A 26,384-nucleotide genomic window follows, 5' to 3' on the forward strand; every position below is an offset into this window, starting at 1 on the left:
CGCCTTACACGATCCGAACGTTCGGGCATTCGGGCCCGTAGTCAGGCGCGCGTGGCAAGCTTGTCGGGTGGGACGAGCGGATGGCAGCGATCGGCGTGTGACGACCGATGCTGTCGACGACGCCACGGCCACCATCCTGCACGTGGACATGGACGCGTTCTTCGCCGCCGTCGAACTGCTCGACCATCCGGAGCTGCGCGGCAGGCCGGCGATCGTCGGGCATCCGGGCCCGCGCTCGGTGGTCACGAGCGCCACGTATGAGGCACGTCGGTTCGGTGTGCGGTCGGCCATGCCGGTGTCTCAGGCGCTGCGGCTGTGCCCGAACGCCGTCATCCTGCCGCCGCACATGGAGAAGTACCGCGACTATTCGAAGCGCGTGATGACGATCTTCTCCGAAATCACTCCGCTGGTCGAGCCACTCAGCATCGACGAGGCGTTCCTCGACGTCTCCGGTGCGCGCCGGCTGCTGGGCTCGCCGCGGCGGATCGCCGAGCTGATCCGCGCCAGAGTGCGCGACGAGACGGGACTCACCTGCTCCGTCGGGGCGGCATCGACCAAGTTCGTCGCCAAGCTCGCATCGGGGCGCGCGAAGCCGGATGGCCTGCTGGTCATTCCGGCATCCGAAACCCTCGCCTATCTGCGCCCGCTGCCGGTCGGCGCACTGTGGGGCGTGGGCGAGAGCACCCAGCAATCGCTGCTGCGGCTCGGACTGCACACGGTCGGCGACCTGGCGGATACCCCGCTTCATGTGCTGCAGCGCGCCGTCGGCGACGCGTCGGGCCGCAAGCTGCACGACCTTGCGAATGGCCTGGATCCTCGCAGCGTCGTCGTCACCTCCCGCGAGAAGAGCGTCGGACACGAGATGACGTTCGAACAGGACATCTCAGACCCGGTGCGACTCCGGCAGGAGCTGCTGCGGCTCTCCAGCCAGGTCGGTGCGCGATTGCGCAAGCATGAGCTCGTGGGGCGCACGGTCGCCCTCAAGCTTCGGTTCTCCGACTTCCGCACGGTCACCCGCTCCCGCACCCTGGCCGAGCCGACCAATGTCGGCCGCCGGATCTTCGAGGAGGTGACCTCGATCTACGACGGGCTCGGACTGGGGCGAACGCCGATCCGCCTGATCGGGGTGCGCGTCGAACAACTCGACGACGCAGGGGGCAGCAGGCTCGCCCTGTGGGATCCGGATGAGGAGTGGCGCGATGCGGAGCGCACGCTCGACCAGGTGAGTGCGCGGTTCGGCCGCGGCATGATCGGCCCGGCATCCCTCGTCAAGTCCACCGGCCGTACCGTCGGCGAGACCGCCAACCCGCGCGCACTGCCCGACGACTGAGCCACGGCAGTTGAGTCGTCCGGTCAGCGCAGCCCGACGAGTATCGCTCGGTGATCGCTCCCATTGTCGGGAAGGACCGTACTGGTGACCGTGGTGAGGCCGCGGGTGAGGGCGTGGTCGAGACGCGCAACCGGGAACTTCGCCGGCCAGGTGAACCCGAAACCGAGGTCGCTCTGAGACTCCTCGTGAACGACCCTGGTCAGGGGAACGAATGCCCGGTCGGTCGATGCGCTGTTGAAGTCGCCGACGACGAGGATGCGGGCCGAGTGGTCGTTCTTCACCGTCGAGGCGAGGGTGGAGAGCATCGTGTCGCGCTGCTGGTACTGCCCTGGGCGAACCGACGCAAGGTGCACGGCGTAGACCCTGGTCGGTGTGCCGGGGGTGTCGAGGTCGACCCAGAGGGCGCGATCCCAGCCGAGCCCGAGGTCGAGCCCTTTCTCGCCGGAGATCGGAATCCTGCTCCAGACGCCGACCGTGCCGACGACGGCGGAATACGGGTACTTCGCGTCGAGTGCGGCGGCGACTGTCGCCCGGGACGCCGCGTCGACTTCCTGCAGGGCGATCACATCCGGGTGCTTTGCCGCGAGGTCTGCGGCGATCGCGCCGGCAGCCGCATTCTGCGCGTGGATGTTCTCACTGGCCACGGTCAGCGACGTGGCTCCCGTCGCCATGCCCGGGAGCATCGACGGTCCGAAGGTGACTGACCAGACGGCCGCCGCGACAGCGACGCACAGGCCACCGAGGAGGGAGAAGCGGAGGAGCGCAGCGACGCCGAGCACGAGGATGATTCCGCCCAGCCACGGCAGGAACGTCTCGATCAGCGAGGCGCTTCCGCCCACATCGGGCAGCAGGCCGTGCCACAGGATCAGCGCGCCGACGAGGAGTGCCAGCACGCCCACGGTGATGCCGCGGGTTCCGCGGGCAGCTCTGGCGTTCGACACCCGACGATTATTCCGTGCTCTCTGGTGAGAAGGGTCCGCAAACGCTGGACGCAGGCTGTGCGATGCGTGAAACCGCCCTGTTCACCGACCGCGCCTGCGGGTAGCGTGGCAGCATGACGAACACCTCGCTCCGACTTGCGGAGACACTGACGTCCAACGGCATCCGGTCGGTCTACGGGGACCCGATCGAACTCGACGGGGTGACGCTCATCCCCGTCGCACTCGTGCAGTACGGTTTCGGGTCCGGCTCCATGGGCGGCGAGGACGACCGGAGCGCGGGCGGTGGCGGTGGCGGCGGCTACAGTATTCCCCTCGGTGCATATGTGAGGGATGAGGATGGCCTGCATTTCAGACCGAACATCATCACCCTGATCGCGGTCGGCATCCCCTTCGTGTTCGTGTCCGGCCTCGTCTGGACCCGCATCATCCGCGCGCTCAAGCGGTAGCACCACTAGACTGTTCCTCGAAACACGGGAGTCCGGTGAGCCGGGCTGAGAGGAAGCTTCTCAAGCTTCGACCGTCGAACCTGATCTGGATCATGCCAGCGCAGGGAGGCAGCATTTCTCAATCCCGTGCCCTCTTTTCCTCGAGTGAAAGGGCACGAACAGTGCACGCAACAATCGCATCTACCACCGGTCGACCTACGCGCACCTTCAAGTGGCGTGTCGTCGACATCGTCGTCGCAAGTGTCGTCGCCGTCGCGAGCGGCGTCATCTTCTGGGCGTGGGGTGTCGCCTGGACGCCCATCAGCGCGCCCGTGACTGCGGCGCTCCCCGGACTCCAGGGCATCCTGAACGGTCCCTGGCTTTTCGCCGGGGTTCTCGGCGCCCTGATCGTGCGCAAGCCGGGCGCCGCGATCTTCACCGAACTGGTCGCCGCTGTCGTCTCCGCCCTTCTCGGCACCCAGTGGGGCTTCACGACGCTTCTCTCCGGATTCGTCCAGGGCCTCGGCGCAGAGATCGTGTTCGCGCTCTTCCTCTATGCGAACTGGCGCCTGTACGTCGCATTGCTGGCCGGCGCGGGTGCCGGGCTGGCCGAGTCCGTCCTCGACCTCACGGTCTCCTACCCGGGAGCCAAGCCGGAATTCGCGATCATCTACACGATCACGACCACGATCTCCGGCATCATCGTGGGCGGGCTGGGATCGTGGCTCGTCGTGCGGGCGCTCGCGAAGACCGGTGCGCTCAGCCGTTTCGCCGCCGGCCGGTCCGTTGCGGGCCGGGCCTGAGCATCCAGAGCATGGATGCCCGACCCGCGTCGGTCGCGAGCGAAGGCTGGGGCTGGCGGTACGGAGGGCGCGCGGCGTGGGCTGCGCGCGAGGTGTCGCTGCGCATCAGGCCGGGGGAGCGGGTGCTGCTTCTCGGGGCTTCCGGGTCGGGCAAGAGTACTTTGCTCGCCGGGCTGGCCGGCGTGCTCGGCGGCGACGATGAAGGCGAGACGCACGGGCGACTCCTGGTCGACGGGCAGCCGGCGGGTTCCGTTCGCGGGCGGAGCGGGTTGCTGCTCCAGGATCCGGATGCCCAGGTCATCCTTGCGCGCGTGGGCGACGATGTCGCATTCGGGTGCGAGAACCTCGGCGTTCCCCGGGACGAGACCTGGCGGCGGGTGCGCGCATCCCTCGCCGCTGTGGGGCTCGGGCTCCCGCTGGACCATCCGACGTCAACGCTTTCGGGAGGGCAGAAGCAGCGCCTCGCTCTCGCCGGAATCCTTGCGATGCAGCCGGGACTGCTGCTGCTCGACGAGCCGACAGCGAACCTCGACCCGGAGGGCGTTCTGGAGGTACGCGATGCGGTCGGCGCGGCGATCGCTGCGACGGGCGCCACGCTGGTCGTCGTGGAGCACCGCGTCTCGGTCTGGCGCGACCTCGTCGACCGGGTGATCGTGCTCGCAGCGGGCGGCGGTGTCCTGGCCGACGGGACACCGGATGCTGTGCTGGCCGACAACGCCGACACCCTGCGTCGTGCGGGAGTCTGGCTTCCGCACGACGAACCGGCCGCGCCCCCCGCCAGGAATGCAGCCGATCGGGCGGCACTGCTGGAAGCATCCGCGCTCGTGCTGCGGCGCGGGCGGGGGGAGCCGCTCCCGCATACGGTCGACGTGCGAATCGATGCGGGCTCGGCGACCGCCCTGACGGGCAGGAACGGTGTCGGCAAGTCGACGCTGGCGCTGACCCTGGGCGGGCTCATCCCTCCCGCCGGCGGATCACTGGTGGCGGCGCCGGCACTTGCTGCGGGGGCCGCCGCAAGCCCCTCCCGCTGGAGCTCGGCCCAGCTTCTGACCCGTATCGGCAACGTCTTCCAGAACCCGGAGCACCAGCTGCTCGAAGCCACCGTGCGGGCCGAACTCCGGGTCGGGCCACGGGCTCTCCGTGCGCATCCGCCCGAGCTCGCACAGCAGGTGGACGAACTCCTCCAGCGACTCCGGCTCGCCGAGGTCGCCGATGCCAACCCTTTCACCCTGTCGGGCGGCCAGAAGCGCCGTCTGTCCGTGGCGACGGCCCTGATCACCCGCCCGACCGTCCTCGTCTTCGACGAGCCGACGTTCGGTCAGGACGCCCTCACCTGGGCCGGCCTTGTCGAGCTCATCGCCGAGTTGCGTGACGACGGGCACGCGATCGTCGCGGCGACACACGACATCGACTTCATCACGGCGATCGGGGCGGGCGAGTTGCGCTTGGTATCGGATGCCGACCAACCGGCTCCGACGCGCGCCGGGAGGGCGTCGTGACCGTCATCGCCCCGTACCGGCGGGGGCCCCTGGCGCGCGTCAACCCTGTCGCGAAGCTCGGATTCTCGCTGGCCGTCACCCTCGGTCTCCTCCTCACGATCGACTGGGTGTCGGCGGCGGTCGCACTGGTCGCCGAACTGGTGCTGCTCGCCTTCGTCGGGCTCCCGCCGAGACTCATCGTCGTTCGTACGGCTCCGGTGTGGATCGCCGCGCCGCTCGCGGGCCTGACCACGGTTCTCTACGGTGTCTCGTCGGGCACCGTCTACTGGCATTGGTCGCTCATCGAGGTGAGCGACGGCTCGATCGCCCTCGGGGCGGCGACCACCCTGCGCGTGCTGGCCATCGGCATCCCGGCGGTGCTGCTCTTCGTCACGATCGATCCGACCGACCTCGCCGACGGTCTGGCCGAGGTGCTCCGGCTTCCGGCACGATTCGTTCTCGGCGGGCTTGCAGGCCTCCGCCTTGTCGGCTTGTTCATCGATGACTGGCGTGCACTCGGCCTCGCGCGTCGCGCCCGCGGGGTGGCCGATCGTGGTGCGGTGCGGCGATTCCTGGGGCAGGCGTTCGCCCTTCTCGTTCTCTCGATCCGTCGCGGCAGCAAACTCGCGACGGCGATGGAGGCGCGCGGGTTCGGTGCGCCCACCCTGCGTACCTGGGCGCGTCCGTCCGTGTTCCGCATCCGGGACTGGATGGTCGTCCTCCTGGGCGTCGCAGTGGCGTTGCTGGCGACCGGGGTCGCGATCGCCGCAGGAAGCTGGAACCTTGTCGGAACGCTCTGACGTCGAGGCGCTGCTCGAGCGCGTGAGGGCGGCGGATGCGTCCGGTCGCGCAGCAAAGCATGCATCCGTCGTACTCATCGACGGCCCGGCGGGGGCGGGCAAGAGCACTCTCGCCGACGTGATCGTCGCTCGGTGGCCTGGTCGCCTGCAGCCCACGCTCGTGCGCATGGACGACCTGTATCCCGGCTGGGGCGGGCTGGCCGAAGGAAGCGTGAATCTCGGAACCGAACTTCTCGCGCCGCGCCGTGCGGGCGCGCATGCCCGCTGGCAACGGTTCAACTGGACGATCGGGCGCCTCGACGAGTGGACCGTCGTCGACGGGTCGGTCCCGCTGGTCGTCGAAGGATGCGGAACCCTGTCGCGGGCGAACGCACCTCTCGCAGACCTGCGCATCTGGCTCACCGCCGACGATCGGGTACGCAAAGACCGTGCCCTGCGCCGGGACAACGGCGGCTTCGACGCGCACTGGGACCACTGGCAGGCCCAATTCGACGACTATGTGGCCGTTGAGACGCCGATCGAGCAGGCGGACGTCGTGCTCGACGTCACCGACTGGCCGCTCGTCACGCGCGACGCGTGACCGCAACGGGTCTAACGTTGTCGCCATGAGTGATGCAGAGCGGGTCAGCGAAGAGTACGTCGTCGAATACGTCGACGGTCCGCTGGCCGGAGAGACCGATCGGCGTGTGCTGATCGGCGGCCGCTACGACGACCGCATCGGCGCGGTCGCAGCGGTCGAGGGTCTCGAGTCGCTGTTCTGGTACAACGCGGGCGATTCGCGCGAGATCCAGGGGGAGCTTCACGTCAGCTATACGTTCGATGCTCCGGACAGCGATCCTGTGGAGGCCATCCGCGACGACGAGTAGCGCGCGGGCCGGTTCTCGACGGGGAGTTCAGCCCCAGCCGAGCTCGTGGAGCTTGTCGTCGTCGATGCCGTAGAAGTGGGCGATCTCGTGTACGAGTGTCACGTGGATCTCGTCGCGCAGCTCGTCGATGGTGTCGCAGATCGACAGCAGTGGTTCACGGTACAGGATGATGCGGTCCGGCATCTCGCCGAAACCGTACTGGCCGCGCTCCGTCAGCGCGATCCCGTCATACAGTCCGAGCAGGTCGAGCGTTCCGTCCTCCGGGCGGTCCTCGACGACGAAGACGACGTTGTCCAGCCCATCGACCATGTCATCGGGCAGCTCGTCGAGCTCGTCTGTGACCAGGGCTTCGAACGCGTCCGCGTCGAGGTCGAGCATCGGCTACGACCAGGGGTCGGCGACGGCAGCGTGCAGGTCGAGCAGGGGAGCGGTACGCTCGCTGGGGCCGCGGCCGAACCCGCATTCGGTGGCGATTCCGAAGTGCGGCTGGGCGGTCGCGGCCGCCCGCGCGCGGCGCAGCGCGCCTTCGACGCCGTCTTCGTGGTGGATGAGGCCGAGGTACAGCTCCGTGCCTTCCGGCAGCTCGACGTCGGCGAGAGGAGCGAAATATGCGTCGTCGTCACGCTCGATCGGTACAGGGAGGTGAACCCAGTTCACGGTGCGCGGGCTCGACGCGAGGAGTCGTGAGGTGAAAGTCGCCAGGTAGCCGGCATCCGTCGGCTGCACGAAGTGCGCTTCTTCGACATCGCCGTAGCAGAGGTGGTAGCCGAGGTCGGCCGCCTCCGGCACACGCGAGGCCTGGCGGGCAGCGCGCTCGACGACGCCGCCCATAACGTCATCGAACCACGGTGTGATCGCGTGGTGGGAGCGGATGTTCGCCGACTCGAGCAGGGCGAACTCCACTGCCGTGTCCCACTGCACGGCGAGGTCGTCGTGGGGGATCACGTCGAGGATGCGGTCGAGCTCCGCGAAGAGCGCCCGCTCGTAGGCGGGCTCGAACGCGGCGCGGTCGTCGGCGACCACGAACGCTCCGACGACGGCGGCCGGGGTCGGAAGGGAGACCTGGAATCGGGTGCCTGCGGCGATCACGCCCTGGTCGCGCAGTTCCGCGAACGTGCGGTACGACTCGATGGCAGCATCCGCATAGCCGAGGTCGGGGAAGACGAGGTCGTCAGCGTCCACGCCGCCGTCGATCGTGAACGGGCGGCCGTCGAAGGTGTCACGGATGTAGAAGGGCTCGACAGGGATGCGCGAAATGCCCGCCATCGTATCGAAGCGCTTGGCCTGGAACTGGATCCAGTAGAAGCGCTCACCGACTTCGCCGTCGGGGATGCGCTTCAGACGGTCGCCGAGGTGTTCGCTGACAACACGGAAGGTCGTTCCGGCATCCGGAAGATTGATGCTGCCCACGAGGTGGGCACCCTGGATGATCGTCTCGCTCATTGCTCTCCTCTGTCGGCCGTGATGAGTCTAATCGGCACGAAGGGGAGCCCCGGACGAATCCAGGACTCCCCTGCGGAGTGCGTTCAGGCGCGGATCAATACCAGTTCATGGCCTGGGAGTGCGACCACGCGCTGCACGGGGAACCGTACGAACGGGCGATGTAGTCGAGGCCCCACGTGATCTGTGTGGCTGCGTTGGTCTGCCAGTCAGAACCGGCGCTGGCCATCTTGCTGCCGGGAAGCGCCTGCGGGATACCGGTCGCGCCGCCGCCCGGGTTGTATGCCGTGTACGACCACCCGGACTCCTTCTGCCACAGGCTGCTGAGGCACTGGAACTCGCCGTCGCCCCAGCCGTACTTCTGCGCCATCAGAGTGCGTGCGGTGGCGCGTGCGCCGTCTGGTGTGTTCGCGAGGCGCCGGGCCTCGGCCGCCTGGGCCGCCTGGCGCACCTGGGCCGCCTTGACGGAGACCGTGTGGATCGCGGCGTTCGCGACATCGATGCGCGCGCGGACCGTCGTGTCCGGAAGCTTCTCGTAGCTCGCAAGCTGCGTGATCGCCTGACTTGCCGCCGCGGTGCTGACGGTGGTGCTGTTCGCCTTCACGGCCTGGGTGCCGGTCGAGATCGTCTTGGCAGCTTCGGCGTCGAGGCGGTCGCGCACGATGCCGGCGTAGATGGAGAGCTGGTCGTGGTGCATCCCCGTCGACACGGACAGTTCGTGCGCCGCTGCGACACGCTCCGAGGTCTGGGCGTTGTGGGTGATGACGGTGGGCACGACGACTGCTGCGGTGAGTGCCGCTGCTGCGATGCCCTGGATGATGTGCTTGACGGACAGGAGGGATGAGGTGGAGCTGAGCATGTACTTCCTAGTTAGGAACTTCCCCGCCGCTCTGAAAAAGGCCGTGGGCCGAGTGCAGGCATGGTCGTCTCCGCCCTGATGAGGGCGCGGACCGGCGGGCTGGGCGCCGCGGAAGATCGTCAGTCGGCCAGGGTCGGGTTGGTCTGGGGGAGGCCGGCGCGATTGTGCATACGCGACGAGGCGGCTTACTGTGCCACCAACCCTGATACGGTATGCGGCCGATCTGGGCGATCCGGGCAGAACCCATGGCAAAAAGGTGCGCATTCACTGGGAGTCTCATGTATGACGTTCGGGGATTCCCGGCTCAGCGGGAGGCGAACTTCTTACAATTGGCTTATGTCGACGGATGCGCGCGAGCGTAGGAACGGCCGTGAAGAACACCTCATCACGACCTTCGTGACGCTTGCCGACACGCTGGTCGCAGGCTATGACGTCGTCGACCTGTTGCACACCCTCGTCGAGGAGTGCGTCGCCATCCTCGGGGTCGCTGCGGCCGGGATCGTGCTCTCGGACCCGGCCGGCGGGCTCCACCCGATCGCCTCGTCCGACGGGCGCAGCGAGCGGGTCGAGGCCGTCCAGGTCGACTGGGGCGAGGGGCCGTGCGTCGAGAGTTTCCGCACGGGGTCCGCGGTTGCCGTGGACGACATCCGCGAAACCGGACCGTCCCGGTTCCGGGAGGCTGCGGAGGCCTCGGACTTCCGCTCGGTGCTCGCGGTTCCGCTCCGGTTGCGCACCTCGACGATCGGAGCGCTGAACCTCTTCGGTAGTTCGGTGGGAGCGCTCAGCGGTGAAGACGCCGCGGTCGCGCGGGCGCTGGCGGATGTGGCCACCATCGGCATCCTGCAGGAGCGCGCGATCCGCGACGGTCGCCTGCTCACCGAGCAGCTCGAGCACGCCCTCGCCAGCCGTGTGCTCATCGAACAGGCGAAGGGGATCGTCGCGCAAACCCGTCAGGTGCCGGTCGATGAGGCGTTCCAGGTGCTGAGGAACTACGCGAGGCGTAACAACGAGCGCCTTCGCGACGTGGCCGAACGCGTCGTGGATCGCCGGCTCACCATCTGATATCGAGCCTCTTGACGGTAGTCCCCTCTTCGATCCTGCGTCTACGCCGAGTGCGTGCTGTGAGTTGCGGCGGTTGCGTCGAGCGGCTCGCTAGAATTGTCGTGTTGCTCGAGACCCCGGCAGCGGTTCGCACGATCGACCGCACCGGGGGCACTTATGAGCACGACAATCGTCAACCCGACAGGGGCCCGTAAAGCGCGGCCGACCGACGTCTACGTCGAGTTGGCAGGCACGATCAGGGAGTCGGGCCTCCTGCGTCGCCGTTATGGGTACTACTGGACGAAACTCGCTGCCGTACCGCTCGTCACAGGCGCCTGCATCGTGGCCTTCGTCCTGGTCGGTGACAGCTGGTGGCAGCTGCTTACGGCGGTCGTGTTCGCATTCGTCTTCACGCAGATCGCCTTTCTCGGCCATGACGCCGCCCATCGCCAGATCTTCCGGTCCGGTCGCTGGAACGACTGGACGAGTCTGGTCATCGGCAACCTGTTCGTCGGCATGAGCTATGGCTGGTGGCAGCACAAGCACACCCGCCACCACGCGAACCCGAACAAAGAAGGTGTCGACCCCGACCTGGACCTGCCGGTCGTCTCGTTCACCACGGCCCAGGTGACAGCGCACACCAACCCGATGGTGCGCTGGCTCATCTCCCATCAGGGCTGGTTCTTCTATCCGGTGCTCCTTCTCGAAGGGCTTTCGCTCCACGCGTCGAGCGTGCGCCGGGTCTTCATGCGGGCCCCGATGCAGCGCAGGCCTGTCGAGATCGTCTTTCTCGTCGTGCGCATCGTCGCCTACCTGGCGCTCGTCTTCTTCGTGCTGTCACCCGGCGTGGCCGCGGCTTTCCTGGCCGTGCAACTCGGCGTCTTCGGAATGTATATGGGGCTGTCGTTCGCACCCAACCACAAGGGGATGCCGATCATCGGCAAGGACGTCAAACTCGACTTTCTGACACGACAGGTTCTGATGAGCCGGAACATCCGCGGCAATCTGTTCATCGACTTCATGATGGGCGGACTGAACTACCAGATCGAGCACCATCTGTTCCCGTCGATGCCGCGCCCGCATCTCCGCCGCGCAGCGCCCACCGTCGCGCAGTTCTGCGCCGAACACGACGTGCCGTACACCCAGACCGGCCTCGCGGAGTCGTACGGAATCGTGACGCGTTATATCAACCGCGTCGGACTCGGCGAGAAAGACCCGTTCGCGTGCCCCCTGCTCGAGCAACGCAGCGCGATCGCGCCCTGACCCGCCCACGCCGCGCGCAGCGAACACCCTCTCGCCCGATCGGCGTATGGTTCAGACATGGACGATGTCGCCGCCCTTCTCGCAGTCTGGATGGTGCGCCAGCGATGGTATGCGACGAAGGGCCAGAGCCCGCGCATCCGGATCATCGGAACCGTCCACCTGGCCACCGCGGCCGCCGGGGCCCGCTGCCTGATCCACCTGGTGCTCGACGAGGCGCCGGAAGTGCCGGTGCTCTACCAGGTTCCCGTCGTGGTGCGGACGGCGATCGAGCCGGCCGCATCGGCGGCGCTGATCGGCGAGGCAGGCGGCGACTGTTTCTATGACGGCCCGCACGATCCCGTTTTCGCTGCGGCCCTCCTGGACGCGATCAGCCACGAACGACACCTTCCCGGAGATCAGGTTCGCGCAGACGGCACCACACTCGGCGCGTCCGGCGGGATCCTGCGATCCCGCGTGCTCGGTGGCGAGCAGTCGAACACCTCGATCGTCTACGACATGGATGGCGGTCCTCTGCCTTTCGTGATCGCCAAAGTGTTCCGGGTGCTCCACCACGGAGAGAACCCGGATGTGACCACCCAGGCGGCGCTCACCCAGGGAGGATCGCACCGCGCTCCGCCTCTCGTCGGCTACCTCACCGCGACCTGGCCCGACCCCGGGCGCGCGAGCGGGACCGCTATCGGGCACCTCGCTTTCGCCCAGGAGTTCCTGCCAGGGCTCGATGACGCGTGGCGCGTCGCCCTGCGCGCTGCAGCTGCGGGGGAGAGCTTCGCCGACCGCGCCTATGATCTCGGGATTGCGACAGCCGAGGTGCACGCCACCCTCGCAAGGGTGCTCGCGACGACTCCTACCGGTGCGGAGGACGTCGAGGACGCCCTCGTGAGCATGCGTGCGCGGCTCCGCGTCGCGTCGAAGGAAGTACTGGGGGTCGCGCGCTTCGCCGAGAGCATCACCGCCGTGTACGCGACGGCCGCATCGGGCGACCTGCCCCGGCTCCAGCGGATCCATGGAGACCTCCACCTGGGACAGGCGCTGCTGTCGCCCGACCGTGGCTGGATGCTCATCGACTTCGAAGGCGAGCCGCTGCGCCCGATGGATGAACGGTCACGGCCCGACTCGACGTTGCGTGACATCGCCGGGATGCTGCGCTCGTTCGACTATGTCGCTGGTTCGCTTGCGCACACGGACGGGACGGATGCGCGTGACTGGGCAGGCGAGGCGCGTCGCTCGTATGTCGACGGCTACATCGTGTCGTCGGGGTTCGACGTGCGTGCGCACCGCATCCTGCTCGACGCCTTCGAACTCGACAAGGCGGTCTACGAGGCCGTGTATGAATCGCGAAGCCGGCCGACCTGGATCGGTATCCCGCTCGCGGCGATCGAGCGTCTCGTCGCCCGTTCGGCTCCGTTGCCCGGCTAGGGCTGGTCTTCGAGCAGCTGTTCGACGGCGTGCAGGCCGACCCTGCGCATGGCCGGTGCGTCGGCGGAGTTGGCGAGGACTGCAGTGGCCATCGTGACCGCCCATCCACGCGCCCGAGACCAGGTCGCGCCGTCGTAGGCGAGCTCGCGCGTGAACGCGCGGCGCCCGTCGGGGTCGAAGGTGAGCCACGCCGTCGCGAGGTCGGTCGCCGGGTCGCCGGAAGTCATGTCGCCGAAGTCGATCACGGCGGCCAGCCGGCCGCCCCTGGCGATGATGTTCGCCGGATGCAGGTCGCCGTGCAGCCAGAGCGGAGGCCCCGCCCAGGGTGGCGTGTCCAGCGCGGACTGCCAGACGGCGGCGAGGGCCGCGGCGTGCGGGACCAGGCCGGAGGCGAATCGGCCGGCCACCGCATCCGCCCGCGTCTGGAGCGGCACGCCGCGCACCGGGTTCGCGGGGGCGTTCGCCGGAGCCTCGACGTGCAGGTCGCGAACGAAGCGGGCGAGCTCGACGGCGAGCGTGCCGTGCTCGTCGAAGGGTGTGTCGGCCGCGAGTTCTCCGTCGACCCAGCGCGTGACGCTCCACTGCCACGGGAAACGATCACTCGGCGCGCCGGTGCGGACGGGAACCGGGATCGCCACGTGGACGAGGGGAGCGATCACGGGGAGCCAGGTGTTCTCGTGCTCGACGAGCTGCGCTGCAATGGTGCGGCGCGGGACCCTCACGGCGTATTCGAGCCCCAGCCGGTAGATCGCGTTGTCCCAGCCGTTCGCGACAAGGCGAAGAGGCAGGTCGGCGAGATCAGCATGCTGTTCTGTGAGCAGCGACCGCACGAGCGTCTCATCGACGTCGATGTCGGCAGCCGGCGTATCCACGCATTCAGGCTACCGCGCGGCCGTCGTGGACCCGGAGGTCAGGCGGTGAGCTGCAGCTCCTCCTCGACGAAACGGTGGCAGCCGTCACCGCCGCACTCGACGCAGAGCGCCACGTCGTCTACCCGGTAGGGCTGGGTGGGGTCGGCACCCGTTCCGTCGCAGCGTTCGCACATTTCGAGCCTCATGCACACCATGATGCGCGCTGCCACCGACATTCGCGGGAGCGTGCGCGCGTGTCACGATGGTGGGGCTGGTCAGCACGATAGCCCGGTCAGCGGGATCCCGCCCGCGTCACCACGTCGACGGCGCCGGGGGTACCACGACCGTCGGGCGGTCGTCACAGGTGATCGTGTTCGGCAGTTCCCAGGGCGCGAACCACGGGCCGGTCGTACCGCCTCCGTCGTTGCCGCCGAGGTCGACCACCGAGAACTCCGAACCCGCGGGCGTGAAGTTGAACGACCCGCAGTTGTTGATGCCGACCGCGCCGACATTGCGGGCATCCACGTTCTCGAAGGTCGCGGAACCTGCGGACCGCGCACTCAGCACCGACGTTCCGGTGCCGTCGACCCTGATGTCCTTGAAATGCACGTTCGTGATCGAGAACTGGTCCTTCACCGGAAAGTCGGTGACGAGCATGATCGCGTTGTACGTGTTGTCGAGGAAGGAGTCGCCGACGACCTCGATGTCGGCATCGATGTTGCGCTCGAGTGCGTAGAACCAGATCGCGCCGAGCCCGATGTTCCAGTTCAGCTCGTACGTTCCGGCCCGCACCGTCGTGTTGTTCGTGATCCAGAGGTGACCGGTGAACGGCTGCGCGCCGAATCGCGAACCGACCTGGATGCCGCTGCCCTCACGAAGCGGGTCTGCGACCAGGTTGTTCGACACAGTGTTGTCGGTGCCTCCGTAGATGGCGATGCCGTTCGCCAGCGTGGGCGTCTGCACGGTGTCGTGATCGAACGTGTTGTTCGCATCCTCCGTCGTCTCCGACCACATCGCCAGGCCGTCGTCACCGGTGTTGCGCACGAATGTGTTCGAAACACTCGAGTTCGTCACGCCGGTGTGGAAGTTCACCCCGTCGGCGATCTGGTCGACGATCATGCTGTTCGTGATCTTCAGGTTGTTCATCGGCCCGTCGAACCACATGCCTACCTTGGTGTGGTCGACGTAGAGACCGTCGATGGTCGAATCGCTCAGCGCCCCGCCGATGCCGTTGACCTGGTCGGTGTCGATGCGCTCGCGCACGTCGCCGACGATCGCGAACCCGGAGAGGTGCACGTTCGAACTGCCGCCCGCCGAAGCGTCCTTGCCATAGAACCCGACCCCCGTGTGCACCGAGCCGTCGGGCGCGGGAGTCGACAGTGTCACCTGATGGCCGGTGATGATCGTGTACCAGCTGCCCGCGCCTTCGATCGTCACATTGTCGACGATGATGTGGCGGTCGACCTGGTAGACGCCCGGCGGAACGTAGACCTTCAGGTGCGCCTTCTTCGCTGCAGCGATCGCTTTGTCGAACGCCGGCGCTGAGTCGCGCTTGCCGAATGGGTCGGCGCCGAAAAGGAGCACGTTCGCCGCGACGATGTCGATCTTCGGCAGTCCGACGAGCTGGGAATCGAGGAGGTCGATCACGGTCCACGCGGCGGCAGCGCCTGCGGGCACGGTCAGGCGCACGGTGTCTCCGGCCTTCAGGGTGCGGCCGAGGAGCAGCCGCTGCTCATCGTAGAAGTGCATCGGGCGGAACGGCGTCGAGATCACCGGAGCCGGTGTCGTCTGGCTCGGCACGCACCCGCATTCGGTGATCCACCAGTCCGGGTGGAGCAGGCCCGCGCCCGGATCGTTCGAGAACGGGTACTGGTTGTAGAGCCAGGAGTACTGCGATGTCAGCGACATCGTCTTCGAGACGCCTGCAGCCGTCACCTTCAGGGGCGAGGTGATTCCGCCGCCCGCGGGGGCATCGGGGATGCTGTAGCGCACCGTGATCGCGTTGGCGGCCTTGGGGAGGGTGAACTCGACGTACTGGCCGGCGGTGAGCTTGACGGCCGAGCGACCTGATGCTTCTGCGGGCAGGGTGTACGCCGTCCGGTCAGGACCGATCACCGTGCCGGTGGTGGCAGCCTTCTCGGCTTCCTGCTCGACGAAGCCGAGGTCGGCTCCCCGGCCGGCGACCAGAGCCGGGTCCAGCGCGGCCCGCGTCGCCGAGGGAGCGGGCGCAGGAGTCTGCGCGACGGCCGCCCCGGTGCCCGCGACGATGCTGATGGCGACCGCGAGCGTGGTCGCCCCGGCAGCGGCTGCGGTGACCCAGCGTGGTCGGCGGCCCTCGGCGCTCGCCGGGAACCGGCTGGCTGCCGAGCTGCTTGCCGCGGACCGGCTCGCCGTGAATCGAGTGCTGCTCCGTGTCATCGTTGACTCGTTCCTCTCGCGGTTCATGTGCGCCTGTGCACACTCGTGGCGCAGCGAGCGCCGGTCGAGTGAGGCGACTGTATGACCCGCGTGGCTGAACGCGCAAGGTCTACCGGGGAAATGTCACGAAATTATCGAATTCTTGCGTAAATCACTGCAAGTCTTTGCAGATCCTGTGAGCTGGATCGAAAGATTTCGGTAAGCGCAGTCTCGTCGCCCGCGCGATGCCAGCGCGCCCGGTCTGCGCACGCGGTCCGCCGTGTGCGCAAGTGCTCAGCGGCCGGACTCGCGCGCGCCCTGCGCCGCCTGGAGGTCGCGGAACATCCGCTCCGTGTCCCGGGTCGATTCGCCGCCGCGTGCGCGGATAGCGGCTGAGAGGAAGTCGCTGATCGGATGGCGGCGTTCGGGGGATGCTGTCCGTTGCGTCTCGCGGGTCGCCATACGGTGGCCATGTCCTAGTGTGAGCGTTCCCTGTGTCATGGCATTAACGATACGAACATACATATTCGGTCACCAGATGGCTTTGAGACTATCTTCGCAAACATTCGGCCACTACACTCGAGGAATGATCACAACCGTGGCGGTACCCCTGATCGACGACTTCGCGATGTTCGAGTTCGGGGTCGTCTGCGAGGTCTTCGGGCTCGACCGCAGCTACGCCGGCCTCCCCGTCTTCGACTTCCGCGTCTGCGGCGTGGAACCCGGTGTGCCGATCAACAATCCCACCGGCGCGTCGATCACCCCGCCCTACGGGCTCGAGGCGATGGATGACGCCGACCTCATCGCCGTTCCCGCCGCGCGCATCCGCGACGACTACCCAGAGGAGGTGCTCGAGGCGCTGCGTCGCGCATCCGCCCGCGGAGCGATCCTGCTCAGCGTCTGCTCGGGAGCCTTCGTACTCGGTGCAGCGGGGCTGCTCGACGGACGCGCCTGCACGACCCACTGGCGGTACGCCGACGCGCTGAAGAAGCGCTTCCCGCTTGCCCGCATCGACCCCGATGTGCTCTTCGTCGACGACGGCGACCTCATCACCAGCGCAGGCACGGCGGCCGGTGTGGATGCCTGTCTGCACCTCGTGCGCCGCGAACTCGGCAGCGCGGTCGCGAACACGATCGCTCGGCACATGGTCGTGCCCCCGCAGCGGGACGGCGGTCAGCGGCAGTACATCGACCGGCCGGTGCCCGAAGGCGAGGGGGATGCGCTGGCCGGCATTCTCGAGTACCTCACGTCCCGGCTCGACGAGCAGCACACCATCCCGTCTCTCGCCCAGCGCGCCCGGATGTCGACGCGCAGCTTCTCACGGCGGTTCCGCGCCGAGACCGGTGTTTCGCCGATGCAGTGGCTGAACCGCCAGCGCGTCCTGCACGCGCGGCTGCTTCTCGAGACGACCGGCATGTCCATCGACGAGATCAGCGCGCGCTGCGGGTTCACCAGCCCGACGTTGTTCCGGCATCACTTCGACCAGGAGGTCGGGATCGCGCCCACCCGCTACCGGCGGGCTTTCGCCGGCTCGGCCCAGCCGGCCTGACGGAGGCACGCCGCCGCCTGCGGTTGCCGCCCGCTGCCGGTTGCGGGATACTCAGGTCACCGGTGGCGGGCTGCGCGGCTCGTCGCCACCCCTCCAGTCGGAGGCTGTCATGGATGCTAGGGGATATCGGGGGAGCGCATTCAGCGTCGTCCTCGCGGTCATCGTGTGCGTTGCGAGCCTGGCCGGATGCGTGGGCAAAGCCGCTCCTGAGGTCAACCCGGGTGGTGTGAACACCTCCGCTCCGAGCACGGGGACGGCGGCCCCCTCACCGGACACCCAGGCGCACGGGGTTTCGGTCGAGCTCGCACAGCTCCCGATCGGCGGCAACACAACGCAGGATCAGTCGACCTTCGCAGACACGTGCGTGACGATCAACTGGATCGTGCAGCAGGATGCGGCGAAGATTCCGCCGGACGTGCAGATCTCGATCACCGGAGCGACCTTCAGCACAGACGTCTATGGGCTCGCCGACCAGGGCTGCGCGGGGGACCATCCAGCGTGCATCGGCTTCGTGTTCGACGCCGGCCACCAGGCCTGTGATCTCGCTATCGCACCGACAGGGTCACAGGACTCGACGGGAACCGAGCCTGCGGTCAGCATCGCCGGTGACGTGACGTGTGTCGACGGGCAGACACCCGGCTGCGCTTCCTTTCTCGCGGCCGTCGCGAACGAGCAGAGCCTGAGCATCCCACTCGACCCGCCGCCGACCAACCAGGGCGCGGGCAGCGCACCGGCCGACCCCCGCGGGGCCGCCGCGTGACGGCCGAGTCCGCGAATGAGGCCGAACCCGCGAAGGAGGCCGATGAGAGCGGCCCGCCCGCTGCACCACAGGTCGAGCGCTGGGTGAACGTGCTCGGGAGCGTCATCGCCCCCGCGACGCTGCTCGGTGCTCTTCTCTTCTATTTCGGCTATGTCTCGTCGCGCGCCCAGTACGACTACTTCGGCATCGACGTCGACCTGATCGGCCTGACCACGCAGAACTATGTCGCGCGGAGCCCCCAGCCCCTGCTGGTGCCGCTCCTGGTTCTCGCGTTGCTGGGAGCAGCGCTCGTCGGCGCGCACGCGATCATTCGCCGGCGTTCCCACCGCCCCGGCTTCGTGGGAGCGATGCGGCGCGCCCTGCTGGTCGGCCTGATCGTCCTGGGTGCTGGACTCATCCTGCTCTTCGCCTACCCCCTGCTTTCCGGCTGGCCGTACTACCCGCTGGTGACCCCACTCGTCCTGGCGATCGGAGGTGCGGTCACCGCATACAGCCTGGCGACCCTGCGGTTCGTCGCGCGGCGCGACCGGACGGGGCCGGGACCGCGGGTCGGAGTGGTCGTCCTGCTGTGGGTGGCGACGGCCGCGTGCGTGTTCTGGGCGACGGCGACGATCGCCCAATGGTCGGGTCTTGGGCTGGCACAGCAGCAGGCGCGCCGGCTCGACACGCTGCCGAGTGTGATCGTCGACACCCAGGACCGGCTGTATCTCCCCGCCGAGTCACGCGTCACCGAGATCGCGCTGCCGCCCTCGGACAGCCAGAAGTTCCGGTTCCGCTACACAGGGCTGCGTCTTCTGATCGTCGGCGGGGACCACATGTTCCTGGTGCCGAACACGTGGAACCCGCACGACACGACCCTGGTGCTGCCGGTCGACAGTTCGACGCGACTACAGTTCCAGTTCCGCAACCTGGCGCCGTGACGGCCGTGGGCCGCCGTCAGTCGACGTCGACGGTCCAGATCACCAGTCCCGTTGCGGTGCGCCTGGCCGTCTCCAGATAGGTCGCTGTACGTCCGTTCTCGTCGACGAGCTCAGCCTGCAGCGCGTATTCCGTGACATCCCAGGTGCGCCCGTCGAACGGTCCGCCTTCCAGTTGCGCGATCGTCACATCCATAGCTGAACGGTACTCCGCCCGACCCTGCGACGGCCACGCCGAATTCACCAGCCGCCGCCGCCCCCGCCGCCTCCTCCGCCGCCGGAGAACCCGCCCCCGCCCGATCCGCCGAACGAACTTCCGGTGCCCGACGACGGCGGTGGGGTGACCGCGAAGGGCGCACCTTCGTAGATCGAACTGAAAGCGACGATCTGCAGGGCCAGCACGTTCGCGTTCATCGGTCCCACCGTCCACTCCGGTTCTGTGTTGGTGGCCGCGTACGAGTGGGCGAGTTCGCGCATCCACTCCTTTTCGACTCCCCAGACGATCGCGTACGGCAGCAGCTTTTCGTTGAGCTTGACGACGGCCGAGCCATCGGTCACGTCGACCCGCTCTGCGCCGGTGGGGCTCTGGAGCACGCGGAAACGCTCGGCCTCGGCCAGCGTGAGGTATTCGCGCAGCCCGAGCAGGTGATCCCGCACCTCCACCCCGTACGCGGTCAGCAGGTCGGGCACGCGCGCCAGCCAGAAGACGAGCGCGGCGATGATGACGACCGCCCACAGGCCCCACGACAGGATGTCTGTGGTGCCGTTCTGCGAGGTGGCCCACCAGATGAGCAGGAGCCAGACGACCAGGACGAGCACGATTCCGGAGCCGAGGATGCGCGGAAGGCGGCTTTTCGCCCGGCCGCGAAGGCCGCGCGCATCGACGACGCGAGCCAGTTCGGCGTCGAGGAAGGCCATCCGGTCGCCCAGGGCGTGGTTGTCAGGGTCGAGCAGCACTTCCGTTCCGGGTTCGTCGTTGACGAAGATGCGGGTCAGGATGGCGCGCTCGTCGGGGTCGGCGACGGTTGCGGACGGCACCAGCAGGCGCAGCCCGAACTGCTTGTCGACGGATGCGTCGGAATGGTCGATGAGGGCCGCGACCCTGTTCACGGCGAACCCGATCAGTTGCGCGGGGATGGCCCGCTCGCCGCGTCTCAGGAACTGGGCTGCCAGCGCCGGGAATACGCCGGGAGGCGGAGCGTACTCCGGGATGATGATGCCCCGGCCTTTCGGCGTGCGCCAGACGAACAGCCGGGCGACAGCGACCGAGATCAGGATGGCGACGGCGAGGCCGAGCAGAATCCAGGGGAGCACGGCGAACGGGAATGCAGCACGGGGGTCCGGCGGTGTCGCGAACGTTCCCGCCGTGAAACCGACCGCCATCGTGATGTTCTGCTGAGGGCCGATATTCGTGTGGCCGGCCGTGATGACCGACCCGCCGCCGGCCGCGGGAGCTGAGCTGATCGTGCAGCGGTCGGTGCTTCCCAGAGCGCCGACATAGCAGGCGGCGCTGCCGGTCAGCGCCTGCGAGAGCGAACTGTCGAGGTGCAGGTGGGCCGTGACGTCACCGAACGGCTGGTTCCATCCGGTGCCGTTGACATCCCAGTAGAACTCGTCGTCACCGGTGTCGGCGAAGTACCGCACCACGTTCCGCTGCGTGTAGGTGATGACGTACGTCTGCTTGCCGTGCACGAACGTGTCGGGAGAGCCGATGCGCACCTGGGCGAAGCCGTTCTGGTCAGAGCGCTCGAACGGGATGCTCGCCCCGGTCGCATCGGTCACCGAAACGATCGAGACGTCGAGGTTCGTGTTCTGGTCGGTGAGCGGGATGGCCCGGACGATGCCATGGTTCTGGTCGGCCTGCGGGAATTCGGCGACGAGCGTCTCGACCGTGCGCAACGTGGACACCTTGTCCGCGGTACGGCCGAGGGTGTAGTCGGCCGTGAACGAGTCGAACGTGAAGTCGGAGGTGTCGGCGCGCAGTGTGCCGTGATCGTTCCCGGCCGCAGCGGCGGGCGAGACGGCGCTCGCGAAGAGACCGATGGCAAGACCGGACGCAGTGAACGCAGCGAGAAGGAACGAGCGGAGGCGGTGGCTGGGCACTGCTTGAGAGTAGCGCGCATCATCCGGATTCCGGTGAACCACCGGACACCGGGCTACGCTGGCCCGCGATGATATTCGAATGCGTTTTTCTCAACGGAACGGTGGGCGCGGGTAAGACGACAACGGCGGATGCGCTGAGCAAGCAGGTCAGTCAGTCTGGCGTTCACAACGCGATCATCGACCTGGACGACATCCGTCGGTCCTGGCCGGCACCCGCAGGCGATCCGTTCAACCATGAGCTCGAGCTGAGAAACCTCGCCGTCCTCGTGGCCAACTATCGTGAGGCCGGAGCTGAACGGATCATTCTCGCCGGTGTCGTGGAGGTTCGTTCAGAACTCGCCAGATACCGGGCGGCCGTGCAGAGCGAGCGGATGTTCGTGGCACGCTTAGTCGTTGATCCGGACGTCGTGAAGGCGCGGCTGCTGCAACGGCACGCAGGCGACCCTGAGGCCATCGACTGGCACCTGGACCGCGCCGTCCAACTCGAGCACATCCTCGACGAGGCGGAGTGCGATGACGAAGTCTTCGACACGACGAACCGCAGCGCCGCGGAGGTCGCGGCCTCAATACGGGCACGCCTTGGCTGGTGATTGGGGCTCACCGAACAATTGGGGTGAGTAACGGGGCTTGAACCCGCGACCTCCTGGACCACAACCAGGCGCTCTACCAGCTGAGCTATACCCACCATGCGACCTGACTGACACTGCTGTGTCGAGCAAGGCAACTAGGAGATTCTATTACATCCGCGGCGCCCATTTTTCCACCACGCTCGCAGCGACGGCCTGCGTCGCCTCGGTGGTGGGTCCGGGCTCACCGACGAAAGCCGCCGAACGGTAGTAGTCGAGCTCGCGGATCGACTCGAGAATGTCGGCCAGCGCGCGGTGGCCGCCATTCTTTGCGGGGGCGTTGAAGTACACGCGGGGGAACCAGCGTCGCGCCAGCTCTTTGATCGACGAGACGTCGACGTTGCGGTAGTGCAGGTGGTTGTCGAGCCGGGGCATGAACTTGGCGATGAACGAGCGGTCGGTGCCGATCGTGTTGCCGGCGAGAGGGGCGGTGCGGGCGCCCGGTGCGAACTTCAGCACGTATTCGAGTACCTCGTACTCGGCTTCGGCGAGGCTCATGCCGTTCGGGATCTCCTCGATCAGGCCCGAGGTCGTGTGCATCTCGCGAACGAAATCGCTCATGTTCTCGAGGGCCGACGCATCCGGCTTGATCACGAGGCTGAGGCCGGGGTCGAGAACGTTCAGGTCGAAGTCGGTGATCACCACGGCGATCTCGACCAGCTCATCGACGTCGAGGTCGAGTCCGGTCATTTCGCAGTCGATCCAGACCAGTCGATCCGAGGAAGTAGGCATGCCGAAAGTCTACTGTGGGGCTCCGACGCGGGCCGGGACAGGCAGTTTGGGGCTCAACCCGTCGCCTGCCGAGACACCCCTCAGTCGCCGGCCGGCCCACGGGATGGCGTAGACGCGCATCCAGGTGCGGAACGGAAGCGTGTCGGGCTGCGAGCCCTGGGCATCCGGTGCAGGTGCCGAGCGCGCAGCGATCTCGGCGTACGGAATGCCGAGCACATGAGCGGCGCGCGCTGCGAGGAGGCGGTGCCCCAGCGTGCTCAGGTGCACGCGGTCGGCCGCCCACATCGAGGTCTGCTGGAACTCGCGGATGCCCCATACATCGAGCACGCTCGCACCGTTCGCGCGGGCGATGCTCCAGATGTCCGCGTTGAAAACCGCCGCGCGACCGCGGAACGGCTTCAGGAAGAACGCGAACTGCGGGTCGAAACAGTTCGCGAGCAAGACGCTCGCGCCGGCCTCCCGCAGGTGTCGGATGCCATCCTCGAGTTGCCTGGCCAGCGCATCCGGATCGGCCTTCGGACTCATCAGGTCGTTGCCGCCGACCATCACCGACACGAGGTCGGCGTGCAGGGCGATCGCGCGCGGGATCTGGTCGTCGACGACGTGCGAGATCCGCCGCCCCGCACCGCGAGGTTCGCGAACTCGAAGGATGTCCGGCCCAGCCGTGCGTGCCCGTCCAGGATCACAGCGAGACGGTCTGCCCACCCCAGCCACTCGACGCCTGGGGCCGGGCCCATCCTCGCAGGCGCAGGGTCGCAGAACCCCTCGGTGATCGAATCACCCAGGGCGACGTATCTGGTCCACGCGGCTCCGCTCACGCAACAAATTCTCGTGGCGCACGGGCGCGCACGGGGTCGCACGGGGCATCCGCCGTGCACTCGTCTCCCGTTATTCGCCCGCCGTACACTGAACAGAGGAAGCGCGACACCGAGGGTTTGCCTGCGCGTCACATGCCGGGAGGATTCGATGGAACTCAGGCTCTACACGTCGGCCTTCTGCGAGCCGTGCATGCAGACGAGAGCGGTGCTCGCCGAGGTGGAACGCCTCGTGCCGGAAGCGCGGGTCACCGAGCGCGACGTCGCCCGTTACATCGATTCGGCGGAGGCCGACGGTATCCGTCTCACGCCGACCGTGATCGTGAACAACGCCGACGGGGTCGAGGTGTTCCGGGCGGAAGGGGTGCCGACACTGCAGCAGGTTCTGGTGGCGGCCGCGAAAGCGATCTGACCCCATCCGGTATCGTTGAGGCGGTTGAGCGCCCCCGTAGCTCAGCGGATAGAGCAGGAGCCTTCTAATCTCTTGGTCGCAGGTTCGATTCCTGCCGGGGGCACCGTTTGCTGCGAGTGGTTGCCAGTGGCGTGCCGATGCGATCGGTTGCCACAAATCCACGGTTCCCTGCGATCAGGCCGCGAACTATTGGCAACCAATCGCGGTGGAGCAGCCCCTCACAGGTGTTCGACGGTCTTGCCCGCGCGCGTGACGATGGTGACCTGCGGCCGCACCCCGCGCAGGCTGAACCGCAGCCGCAGCTGCGCACTCCGCGCGATCAGTGCCGCGATGACCACGGCCGCCACCGCCGGCACGAGTCCGGAGATCGCCATAGCGATGTGCGGCCCGAACTGCTCGACCACCCATCCCATGAGCGGGCCGCCGATCGCCTGCCCGCCGAGCAGCACGAGGATGTACAGCGAGATCACCCGACCGCGGATCTGCACGTTCGACGACATCTGCACGAGCGAGTTCGCACCGGTGATGAAGAGGAGGTTGGCGACCCCCATCCCGACGAGGAGCACGCTGAAGCTGATCTCGTTGGGCGCCAGCCCGGCGATCGCCTGCACGACGCCGAGGCCGACAGCCGTCCCCACGACCATGGACAGCCGGATGCTCGTGCGGCGGGTCGATGCGATCGCACCGGTGAGCGCACCCGCGGCTACAAGGGCATTGAAGAACCCATAGCCTTTGGCGCCGACATCGAACACGTTGTTCGCATACGCCGCGAGGAACACCGGCATGTTGAACGCGAAGACGGCGAGCACCGCCACCATGATGACGGTCCAGAAGATCACCGGCTTGCTGCGCACGTAGCGGATGCCTTCGGCGAGTTGGCCTTTACCCCGTGGCGCTGCGGGAGCGGCGTGCAGCTGGGATCGGTTGAGCGAGAGCAGCGCCGCGACGACCGTGAGGCAGGCCACGCTGTTGATGGCGAACGACCAGCCGGCGCCGACGGCGGTGATCAGAATGCCGCCGACGGCCGGGCCGATCAGGCCGCCGAGCTGGAAGATCGACGAGTTCAGGCTGATCGCGTTGCGCAGGTAGTGCGGCCCGACGAGTTCGTTGACGAAGACCTGCCGCGCCGGGTTGTCGATGACCGTGACCAGGCCGAGCACGAATGAGATCACATACACGTGCCAGACCTGAATCGATCCGGTGAGTGTCAGGGCCGCGAGGATGGCGGCGAGAACCGCCGCGGCCGACTGGCTGCAGATGAGCAGGCGCTGCTTCGGGTAACGGTCGGCGATGACGCCTCCCCAGAGTCCGAACAGGAGCATGGGGGTGAACTGCATTGCCACGGTGACGCCGACGGCGGCGACACTTCCGGACAGCTGCAGTACGAGCCAGTCCATTGCGATGCGCTGCATCCACACGGCGGTGTTGGCCACGAGGTTCGACCCCGCGAACTTGCGGTAGTTCGGCACCTTCAGTGAGATGAGCGTCTCACGCCAGGGCGGACGTGCACTCAGGACGGGCATGGGGCCGGTAGGCGGGGCTGCTGCGGTGTGAGGCGGTGTCACTGTCGTTCCTGCGAGTCGAGTGTCGGATGCGGTTTCGTATGAGTGGTGTCGCGGTGACTCTTCGACGCTACGCCCCGGGCGAGCATTCTCCGGCTAAATTGAACCTATAACTCCTATTGGATTATCGAATGGATGCTCCCATGTTCGATCCCGTCCTCCTGCAGACCTTCCTCGCGGTCGCCGAGACACGCAGCTTCACCCGGGCGGCCGCCCGTCTGGGCATCAGCCAGCCCACCGTGAGCCAGCAGGTGCGCCGCCTCGAGCAGGCGGCGAAACGGCAGCTGGTCGCCCGCGACACCCGCGAAGTGCGCCTCACCGACAACGGGGATGCGATGGCCGGCTTCGCGCGCGCCATCCTCGCTGCCCACGCCGAGGCCACCAGCTACTTCAGCGGTTCGGCGATGCGTGGTCGCCTGCGTTTCGGGGCGGCCGACGACCTTGCGATCACGCAGCTGCCGCGCATCCTGCGGCACTTCCGCCAGCAGCATCCTCAGATCAATCTCGAGCTGACGGTCGACCAGTCAGGGCCACTGCACCGCAAGCTGAAGTCGGGGCACCTCGACCTCATCTTCATCAAGCAGAACCCCGGCACGACCGACGGAACCGTGGTCGCGACGGATGCCCTGGTGTGGGTCGGCCAGGAGAAGACCCTGATCGACCCGGACCAGCCGCTGCCGCTGATCGCCTACCAGGGTCCGAGCATCAGCCGCCAGATCGCGATCGATGCACTCGAGGCGGCCGGCCGCACCTGGCGGATCACCTGCAACACCCGCGAGGTCAACGGCGTGCTCGCGGCGGTTCGCGCGGGCATCGGGGTCGCGGTGTTCCCGCAGACGCTCATCCCGTCCGACCTCGTCAAGGTGACGAACCGTTTCGGCCTGCCGGAACTCGGACACGTCGACTTCACCCTGCTGTCGAACCCGCTGGCGCCGAGGGAACCCGTGGATGCGCTGACGGCGGCCATCATCGGGCGCACGCTGACGCGGACACCCTGA

General features: G+C 67.6%; 29 protein-coding genes, 2 tRNA genes and 1 riboswitch. Of the genes, 17 read left to right on the plus strand and 14 right to left on the minus strand.

Annotated features, from left to right (window positions below; all coding sequences use genetic code 11):
- The first annotated feature begins 67 nt into the window (after nucleotides 1–67).
- Nucleotides 68–1,330, plus strand: coding sequence for a DNA polymerase IV (locus ACPPVQ_RS09365; protein WP_426520878.1), 1,263 nt, complete (start codon nucleotides 68–70; stop codon nucleotides 1,328–1,330).
- A 23-nt stretch (nucleotides 1,331–1,353) separates the two neighbouring features.
- Here the strand turns inward: ACPPVQ_RS09365 and ACPPVQ_RS09370 are convergent, their stop codons facing one another.
- Entirely contained in the window at nucleotides 1,354–2,271 is a 918-nt protein-coding gene (locus tag ACPPVQ_RS09370; protein WP_426520880.1) for an endonuclease/exonuclease/phosphatase family protein, read from the minus strand.
- A gap of 113 nt (nucleotides 2,272–2,384) precedes the next feature.
- Between ACPPVQ_RS09370 and ACPPVQ_RS09375 the strand changes: the two genes are divergently transcribed.
- From ACPPVQ_RS09375 to ACPPVQ_RS09400, 6 genes are all read left to right on the plus strand, one after another.
- Nucleotides 2,385–2,717 carry a spore germination protein GerW family protein gene (locus ACPPVQ_RS09375; protein ID WP_426520882.1) on the plus strand — a complete coding sequence of 111 codons (333 nt, stop codon included), beginning with the start codon at nucleotides 2,385–2,387 and terminating at the stop codon, nucleotides 2,715–2,717.
- 14 nt (nucleotides 2,718–2,731) lie between these two features.
- Nucleotides 2,732–2,842, plus strand: a riboswitch (TPP riboswitch).
- A gap of 36 nt (nucleotides 2,843–2,878) precedes the next feature.
- Complete coding sequence (locus ACPPVQ_RS09380) at nucleotides 2,879–3,499, plus strand: ECF transporter S component (protein WP_426520884.1); 621 nt, start codon at nucleotides 2,879–2,881, stop codon at nucleotides 3,497–3,499.
- An 11-nt stretch (nucleotides 3,500–3,510) separates the two neighbouring features.
- Nucleotides 3,511–4,998 (plus strand): ABC transporter ATP-binding protein, encoded by a 1,488-nt coding sequence (locus ACPPVQ_RS09385; protein WP_426520886.1) that lies wholly within the window; start codon nucleotides 3,511–3,513, stop codon nucleotides 4,996–4,998.
- A complete protein-coding gene (locus ACPPVQ_RS09390) occupies nucleotides 4,995–5,777 on the plus strand; it encodes an energy-coupling factor transporter transmembrane component T family protein (RefSeq protein WP_426520888.1) in 783 nt (260 codons plus the stop codon). The genes ACPPVQ_RS09385 and ACPPVQ_RS09390 overlap by 4 nt, the downstream gene beginning before the upstream one ends.
- Nucleotides 5,761–6,357, plus strand: a complete 597-nt coding sequence (locus ACPPVQ_RS09395) for an ATP-binding protein (protein ID WP_426520890.1) — start codon at nucleotides 5,761–5,763, stop codon at nucleotides 6,355–6,357. Before ACPPVQ_RS09390 ends, ACPPVQ_RS09395 begins: the two co-directional genes overlap by 17 nt.
- A gap of 25 nt (nucleotides 6,358–6,382) precedes the next feature.
- A complete protein-coding gene (locus ACPPVQ_RS09400; protein WP_426520892.1) occupies nucleotides 6,383–6,643 on the plus strand; it encodes a hypothetical protein in 261 nt (86 codons plus the stop codon).
- A 27-nt stretch (nucleotides 6,644–6,670) separates the two neighbouring features.
- Here the strand turns inward: ACPPVQ_RS09400 and ACPPVQ_RS09405 are convergent, their stop codons facing one another.
- The 3 genes from ACPPVQ_RS09405 to ACPPVQ_RS09415 all read right to left on the minus strand — a co-directional run bounded on the left by ACPPVQ_RS09405 (nucleotide 6,671) and on the right by ACPPVQ_RS09415 (nucleotide 8,942).
- On the minus strand, nucleotides 6,671–7,021 hold the full coding sequence (locus tag ACPPVQ_RS09405) for a metallopeptidase family protein (protein ID WP_426520894.1): 351 nt from the start codon (nucleotides 7,019–7,021) through the stop codon (nucleotides 6,671–6,673).
- Between the two features lie 3 nt (nucleotides 7,022–7,024).
- Nucleotides 7,025–8,086: a hypothetical protein gene (locus ACPPVQ_RS09410; protein WP_426520896.1), complete on the minus strand. Its 1,062-nt coding sequence runs from the start codon at nucleotides 8,084–8,086 to the stop codon at nucleotides 7,025–7,027.
- 94 nt (nucleotides 8,087–8,180) lie between these two features.
- On the minus strand, nucleotides 8,181–8,942 hold the full coding sequence (locus ACPPVQ_RS09415) for a hypothetical protein (RefSeq protein ID WP_426520898.1): 762 nt from the start codon (nucleotides 8,940–8,942) through the stop codon (nucleotides 8,181–8,183).
- A 336-nt stretch (nucleotides 8,943–9,278) separates the two neighbouring features.
- Between ACPPVQ_RS09415 and ACPPVQ_RS09420 the strand changes: the two genes are divergently transcribed.
- The 3 genes from ACPPVQ_RS09420 (at nucleotide 9,279) to ACPPVQ_RS09430 (ending at nucleotide 12,662) form a co-directional block, all read left to right on the plus strand.
- The gene (locus ACPPVQ_RS09420) at nucleotides 9,279–10,004 is read left to right on the plus strand and encodes a GAF and ANTAR domain-containing protein (RefSeq protein WP_426520900.1); all 726 of its coding nucleotides are present in this window, start codon (nucleotides 9,279–9,281) and stop codon (nucleotides 10,002–10,004) included.
- 156 nt (nucleotides 10,005–10,160) lie between these two features.
- On the plus strand, nucleotides 10,161–11,246 hold the full coding sequence (locus tag ACPPVQ_RS09425) for a fatty acid desaturase family protein (protein ID WP_426520902.1): 1,086 nt from the start codon (nucleotides 10,161–10,163) through the stop codon (nucleotides 11,244–11,246).
- 57 nt (nucleotides 11,247–11,303) lie between these two features.
- Nucleotides 11,304–12,662 carry a maltokinase N-terminal cap-like domain-containing protein gene (locus ACPPVQ_RS09430; RefSeq protein ID WP_426520904.1) on the plus strand — a complete coding sequence of 453 codons (1,359 nt, stop codon included), beginning with the start codon at nucleotides 11,304–11,306 and terminating at the stop codon, nucleotides 12,660–12,662.
- Here the strand turns inward: ACPPVQ_RS09430 and ACPPVQ_RS09435 are convergent.
- The 4 genes from ACPPVQ_RS09435 to ACPPVQ_RS09450 all read right to left on the minus strand — a co-directional run bounded on the left by ACPPVQ_RS09435 (nucleotide 12,659) and on the right by ACPPVQ_RS09450 (nucleotide 16,411).
- Nucleotides 12,659–13,534 (minus strand): aminoglycoside phosphotransferase family protein, encoded by an 876-nt coding sequence (locus ACPPVQ_RS09435; RefSeq protein ID WP_426520906.1) that lies wholly within the window; start codon nucleotides 13,532–13,534, stop codon nucleotides 12,659–12,661. The genes ACPPVQ_RS09430 and ACPPVQ_RS09435 overlap by 4 nt on opposite strands.
- Nucleotides 13,535–13,572: 38 nt before the next feature.
- Nucleotides 13,573–13,719: a hypothetical protein gene (locus ACPPVQ_RS09440; RefSeq protein WP_426520908.1), complete on the minus strand. Its 147-nt coding sequence runs from the start codon at nucleotides 13,717–13,719 to the stop codon at nucleotides 13,573–13,575.
- 106 nt (nucleotides 13,720–13,825) lie between these two features.
- On the minus strand, nucleotides 13,826–15,931 hold the full coding sequence (locus tag ACPPVQ_RS09445) for a glycosyl hydrolase family 28-related protein (RefSeq protein ID WP_426520910.1): 2,106 nt from the start codon (nucleotides 15,929–15,931) through the stop codon (nucleotides 13,826–13,828).
- Between the two features lie 273 nt (nucleotides 15,932–16,204).
- A complete protein-coding gene (locus ACPPVQ_RS09450) occupies nucleotides 16,205–16,411 on the minus strand; it encodes a hypothetical protein (RefSeq protein WP_426520912.1) in 207 nt (68 codons plus the stop codon).
- 85 nt (nucleotides 16,412–16,496) lie between these two features.
- Between ACPPVQ_RS09450 and ACPPVQ_RS09455 the strand changes: the two genes are divergently transcribed.
- The 3 genes from ACPPVQ_RS09455 to ACPPVQ_RS09465 all read left to right on the plus strand — a co-directional run bounded on the left by ACPPVQ_RS09455 (nucleotide 16,497) and on the right by ACPPVQ_RS09465 (nucleotide 19,139).
- Nucleotides 16,497–17,459 carry a helix-turn-helix domain-containing protein gene (locus tag ACPPVQ_RS09455; RefSeq protein WP_426520914.1) on the plus strand — a complete coding sequence of 321 codons (963 nt, stop codon included), beginning with the start codon at nucleotides 16,497–16,499 and terminating at the stop codon, nucleotides 17,457–17,459.
- Nucleotides 17,460–17,568: 109 nt separating this feature from the next.
- Nucleotides 17,569–18,219, plus strand: a complete 651-nt coding sequence (locus ACPPVQ_RS09460) for a hypothetical protein (RefSeq protein ID WP_426520916.1) — start codon at nucleotides 17,569–17,571, stop codon at nucleotides 18,217–18,219.
- Nucleotides 18,216–19,139: a hypothetical protein gene (locus tag ACPPVQ_RS09465; RefSeq protein ID WP_426520918.1), complete on the plus strand. Its 924-nt coding sequence runs from the start codon at nucleotides 18,216–18,218 to the stop codon at nucleotides 19,137–19,139. Before ACPPVQ_RS09460 ends, ACPPVQ_RS09465 begins: the two co-directional genes overlap by 4 nt.
- Before the next feature lie 16 nt (nucleotides 19,140–19,155).
- On the opposite strand, the gene ACPPVQ_RS09470 is transcribed toward ACPPVQ_RS09465, so the two are convergent.
- Together ACPPVQ_RS09470 and ACPPVQ_RS09475 are read right to left on the minus strand one after the other, a co-directional pair.
- Nucleotides 19,156–19,332: a hypothetical protein gene (locus ACPPVQ_RS09470; RefSeq protein WP_426520920.1), complete on the minus strand. Its 177-nt coding sequence runs from the start codon at nucleotides 19,330–19,332 to the stop codon at nucleotides 19,156–19,158.
- 44 nt (nucleotides 19,333–19,376) lie between these two features.
- Entirely contained in the window at nucleotides 19,377–21,239 is a 1,863-nt protein-coding gene (locus ACPPVQ_RS09475; RefSeq protein ID WP_426520921.1) for a DUF2207 domain-containing protein, read from the minus strand.
- A gap of 68 nt (nucleotides 21,240–21,307) precedes the next feature.
- Here ACPPVQ_RS09475 and ACPPVQ_RS09480 point away from each other — a divergent pair, with 68 nt between their 5' ends.
- Nucleotides 21,308–21,829 (plus strand): AAA family ATPase, encoded by a 522-nt coding sequence (locus tag ACPPVQ_RS09480; RefSeq protein ID WP_426520923.1) that lies wholly within the window; start codon nucleotides 21,308–21,310, stop codon nucleotides 21,827–21,829.
- A 19-nt stretch (nucleotides 21,830–21,848) separates the two neighbouring features.
- Here the strand turns inward: ACPPVQ_RS09480 and ACPPVQ_RS09485 are convergent.
- From ACPPVQ_RS09485 to ACPPVQ_RS09495, 3 genes are all read right to left on the minus strand, one after another.
- Nucleotides 21,849–21,924 (minus strand) — tRNA-His (locus ACPPVQ_RS09485).
- A 52-nt stretch (nucleotides 21,925–21,976) separates the two neighbouring features.
- Nucleotides 21,977–22,597 carry an oligoribonuclease gene (orn, locus tag ACPPVQ_RS09490; protein WP_426520925.1) on the minus strand — a complete coding sequence of 207 codons (621 nt, stop codon included), beginning with the start codon at nucleotides 22,595–22,597 and terminating at the stop codon, nucleotides 21,977–21,979.
- A 9-nt stretch (nucleotides 22,598–22,606) separates the two neighbouring features.
- A complete protein-coding gene (locus tag ACPPVQ_RS09495; protein WP_426520927.1) occupies nucleotides 22,607–23,302 on the minus strand; it encodes an SGNH/GDSL hydrolase family protein in 696 nt (231 codons plus the stop codon).
- Nucleotides 23,303–23,563: 261 nt separating this feature from the next.
- Here ACPPVQ_RS09495 and ACPPVQ_RS09500 point away from each other — a divergent pair, with 261 nt between their 5' ends.
- Together ACPPVQ_RS09500 and ACPPVQ_RS09505 are read left to right on the plus strand one after the other, a co-directional pair.
- Nucleotides 23,564–23,824: a thioredoxin family protein gene (locus ACPPVQ_RS09500; RefSeq protein ID WP_426520929.1), complete on the plus strand. Its 261-nt coding sequence runs from the start codon at nucleotides 23,564–23,566 to the stop codon at nucleotides 23,822–23,824.
- 30 nt (nucleotides 23,825–23,854) lie between these two features.
- A tRNA-Arg gene (locus ACPPVQ_RS09505) sits at nucleotides 23,855–23,927 on the plus strand.
- Between the two features lie 115 nt (nucleotides 23,928–24,042).
- Here the strand turns inward: ACPPVQ_RS09505 and ACPPVQ_RS09510 are convergent.
- Nucleotides 24,043–25,347 carry an MFS transporter gene (locus tag ACPPVQ_RS09510; protein ID WP_426521207.1) on the minus strand — a complete coding sequence of 435 codons (1,305 nt, stop codon included), beginning with the start codon at nucleotides 25,345–25,347 and terminating at the stop codon, nucleotides 24,043–24,045.
- A gap of 182 nt (nucleotides 25,348–25,529) precedes the next feature.
- On the opposite strand from ACPPVQ_RS09510, the gene ACPPVQ_RS09515 reads away from it, so the two are divergent.
- Nucleotides 25,530–26,384, plus strand: coding sequence for a LysR substrate-binding domain-containing protein (locus tag ACPPVQ_RS09515; protein ID WP_426520931.1), 855 nt, complete (start codon nucleotides 25,530–25,532; stop codon nucleotides 26,382–26,384).

The organism is Leifsonia sp. McL0618 (assembly GCF_049994905.1).
Classification (GTDB): domain Bacteria; phylum Actinomycetota; class Actinomycetes; order Actinomycetales; family Microbacteriaceae; genus Diaminobutyricibacter.

Excerpts from the sequence above, each read along its gene's own strand:
- ACPPVQ_RS09515 (WP_426520931.1), top strand. The coding sequence starts at position 25,530 with ATGTTCGATCCCGTCCTCCTGCAGACCTTCCTCGCGGTCGCCGAGACA.
- ACPPVQ_RS09405 (WP_426520894.1), bottom strand. The coding sequence starts at position 7,021 with ATGCTCGACCTCGACGCGGACGCGTTCGAAGCCCTGGTCACAGACGAG.
- ACPPVQ_RS09375 (WP_426520882.1), top strand. The coding sequence starts at position 2,385 with ATGACGAACACCTCGCTCCGACTTGCGGAGACACTGACGTCCAACGGC.
- ACPPVQ_RS09450 (WP_426520912.1), bottom strand. The coding sequence starts at position 16,411 with ATGACACAGGGAACGCTCACACTAGGACATGGCCACCGTATGGCGACC.
- ACPPVQ_RS09430 (WP_426520904.1), top strand. The coding sequence starts at position 11,304 with ATGGACGATGTCGCCGCCCTTCTCGCAGTCTGGATGGTGCGCCAGCGA.
- ACPPVQ_RS09400 (WP_426520892.1), top strand. The coding sequence starts at position 6,383 with ATGAGTGATGCAGAGCGGGTCAGCGAAGAGTACGTCGTCGAATACGTC.
- orn (WP_426520925.1), bottom strand. The coding sequence starts at position 22,597 with ATGCCTACTTCCTCGGATCGACTGGTCTGGATCGACTGCGAAATGACC.
- ACPPVQ_RS09420 (WP_426520900.1), top strand. The coding sequence starts at position 9,279 with ATGTCGACGGATGCGCGCGAGCGTAGGAACGGCCGTGAAGAACACCTC.
- ACPPVQ_RS09455 (WP_426520914.1), top strand. The coding sequence starts at position 16,497 with ATGATCACAACCGTGGCGGTACCCCTGATCGACGACTTCGCGATGTTC.
- ACPPVQ_RS09480 (WP_426520923.1), top strand. The coding sequence starts at position 21,308 with ATGATATTCGAATGCGTTTTTCTCAACGGAACGGTGGGCGCGGGTAAG.
- ACPPVQ_RS09510 (WP_426521207.1), bottom strand. The coding sequence starts at position 25,347 with ATGCCCGTCCTGAGTGCACGTCCGCCCTGGCGTGAGACGCTCATCTCA.
- ACPPVQ_RS09500 (WP_426520929.1), top strand. The coding sequence starts at position 23,564 with ATGGAACTCAGGCTCTACACGTCGGCCTTCTGCGAGCCGTGCATGCAG.
- ACPPVQ_RS09385 (WP_426520886.1), top strand. The coding sequence starts at position 3,511 with ATGGATGCCCGACCCGCGTCGGTCGCGAGCGAAGGCTGGGGCTGGCGG.
- ACPPVQ_RS09445 (WP_426520910.1), bottom strand. The coding sequence starts at position 15,931 with ATGACACGGAGCAGCACTCGATTCACGGCGAGCCGGTCCGCGGCAAGC.
- ACPPVQ_RS09425 (WP_426520902.1), top strand. The coding sequence starts at position 10,161 with ATGAGCACGACAATCGTCAACCCGACAGGGGCCCGTAAAGCGCGGCCG.
- ACPPVQ_RS09460 (WP_426520916.1), top strand. The coding sequence starts at position 17,569 with ATGGATGCTAGGGGATATCGGGGGAGCGCATTCAGCGTCGTCCTCGCG.
- ACPPVQ_RS09415 (WP_426520898.1), bottom strand. The coding sequence starts at position 8,942 with ATGCTCAGCTCCACCTCATCCCTCCTGTCCGTCAAGCACATCATCCAG.
- ACPPVQ_RS09470 (WP_426520920.1), bottom strand. The coding sequence starts at position 19,332 with ATGGATGTGACGATCGCGCAACTGGAAGGCGGACCGTTCGACGGGCGC.
- ACPPVQ_RS09410 (WP_426520896.1), bottom strand. The coding sequence starts at position 8,086 with ATGAGCGAGACGATCATCCAGGGTGCCCACCTCGTGGGCAGCATCAAT.
- ACPPVQ_RS09440 (WP_426520908.1), bottom strand. The coding sequence starts at position 13,719 with ATGAGGCTCGAAATGTGCGAACGCTGCGACGGAACGGGTGCCGACCCC.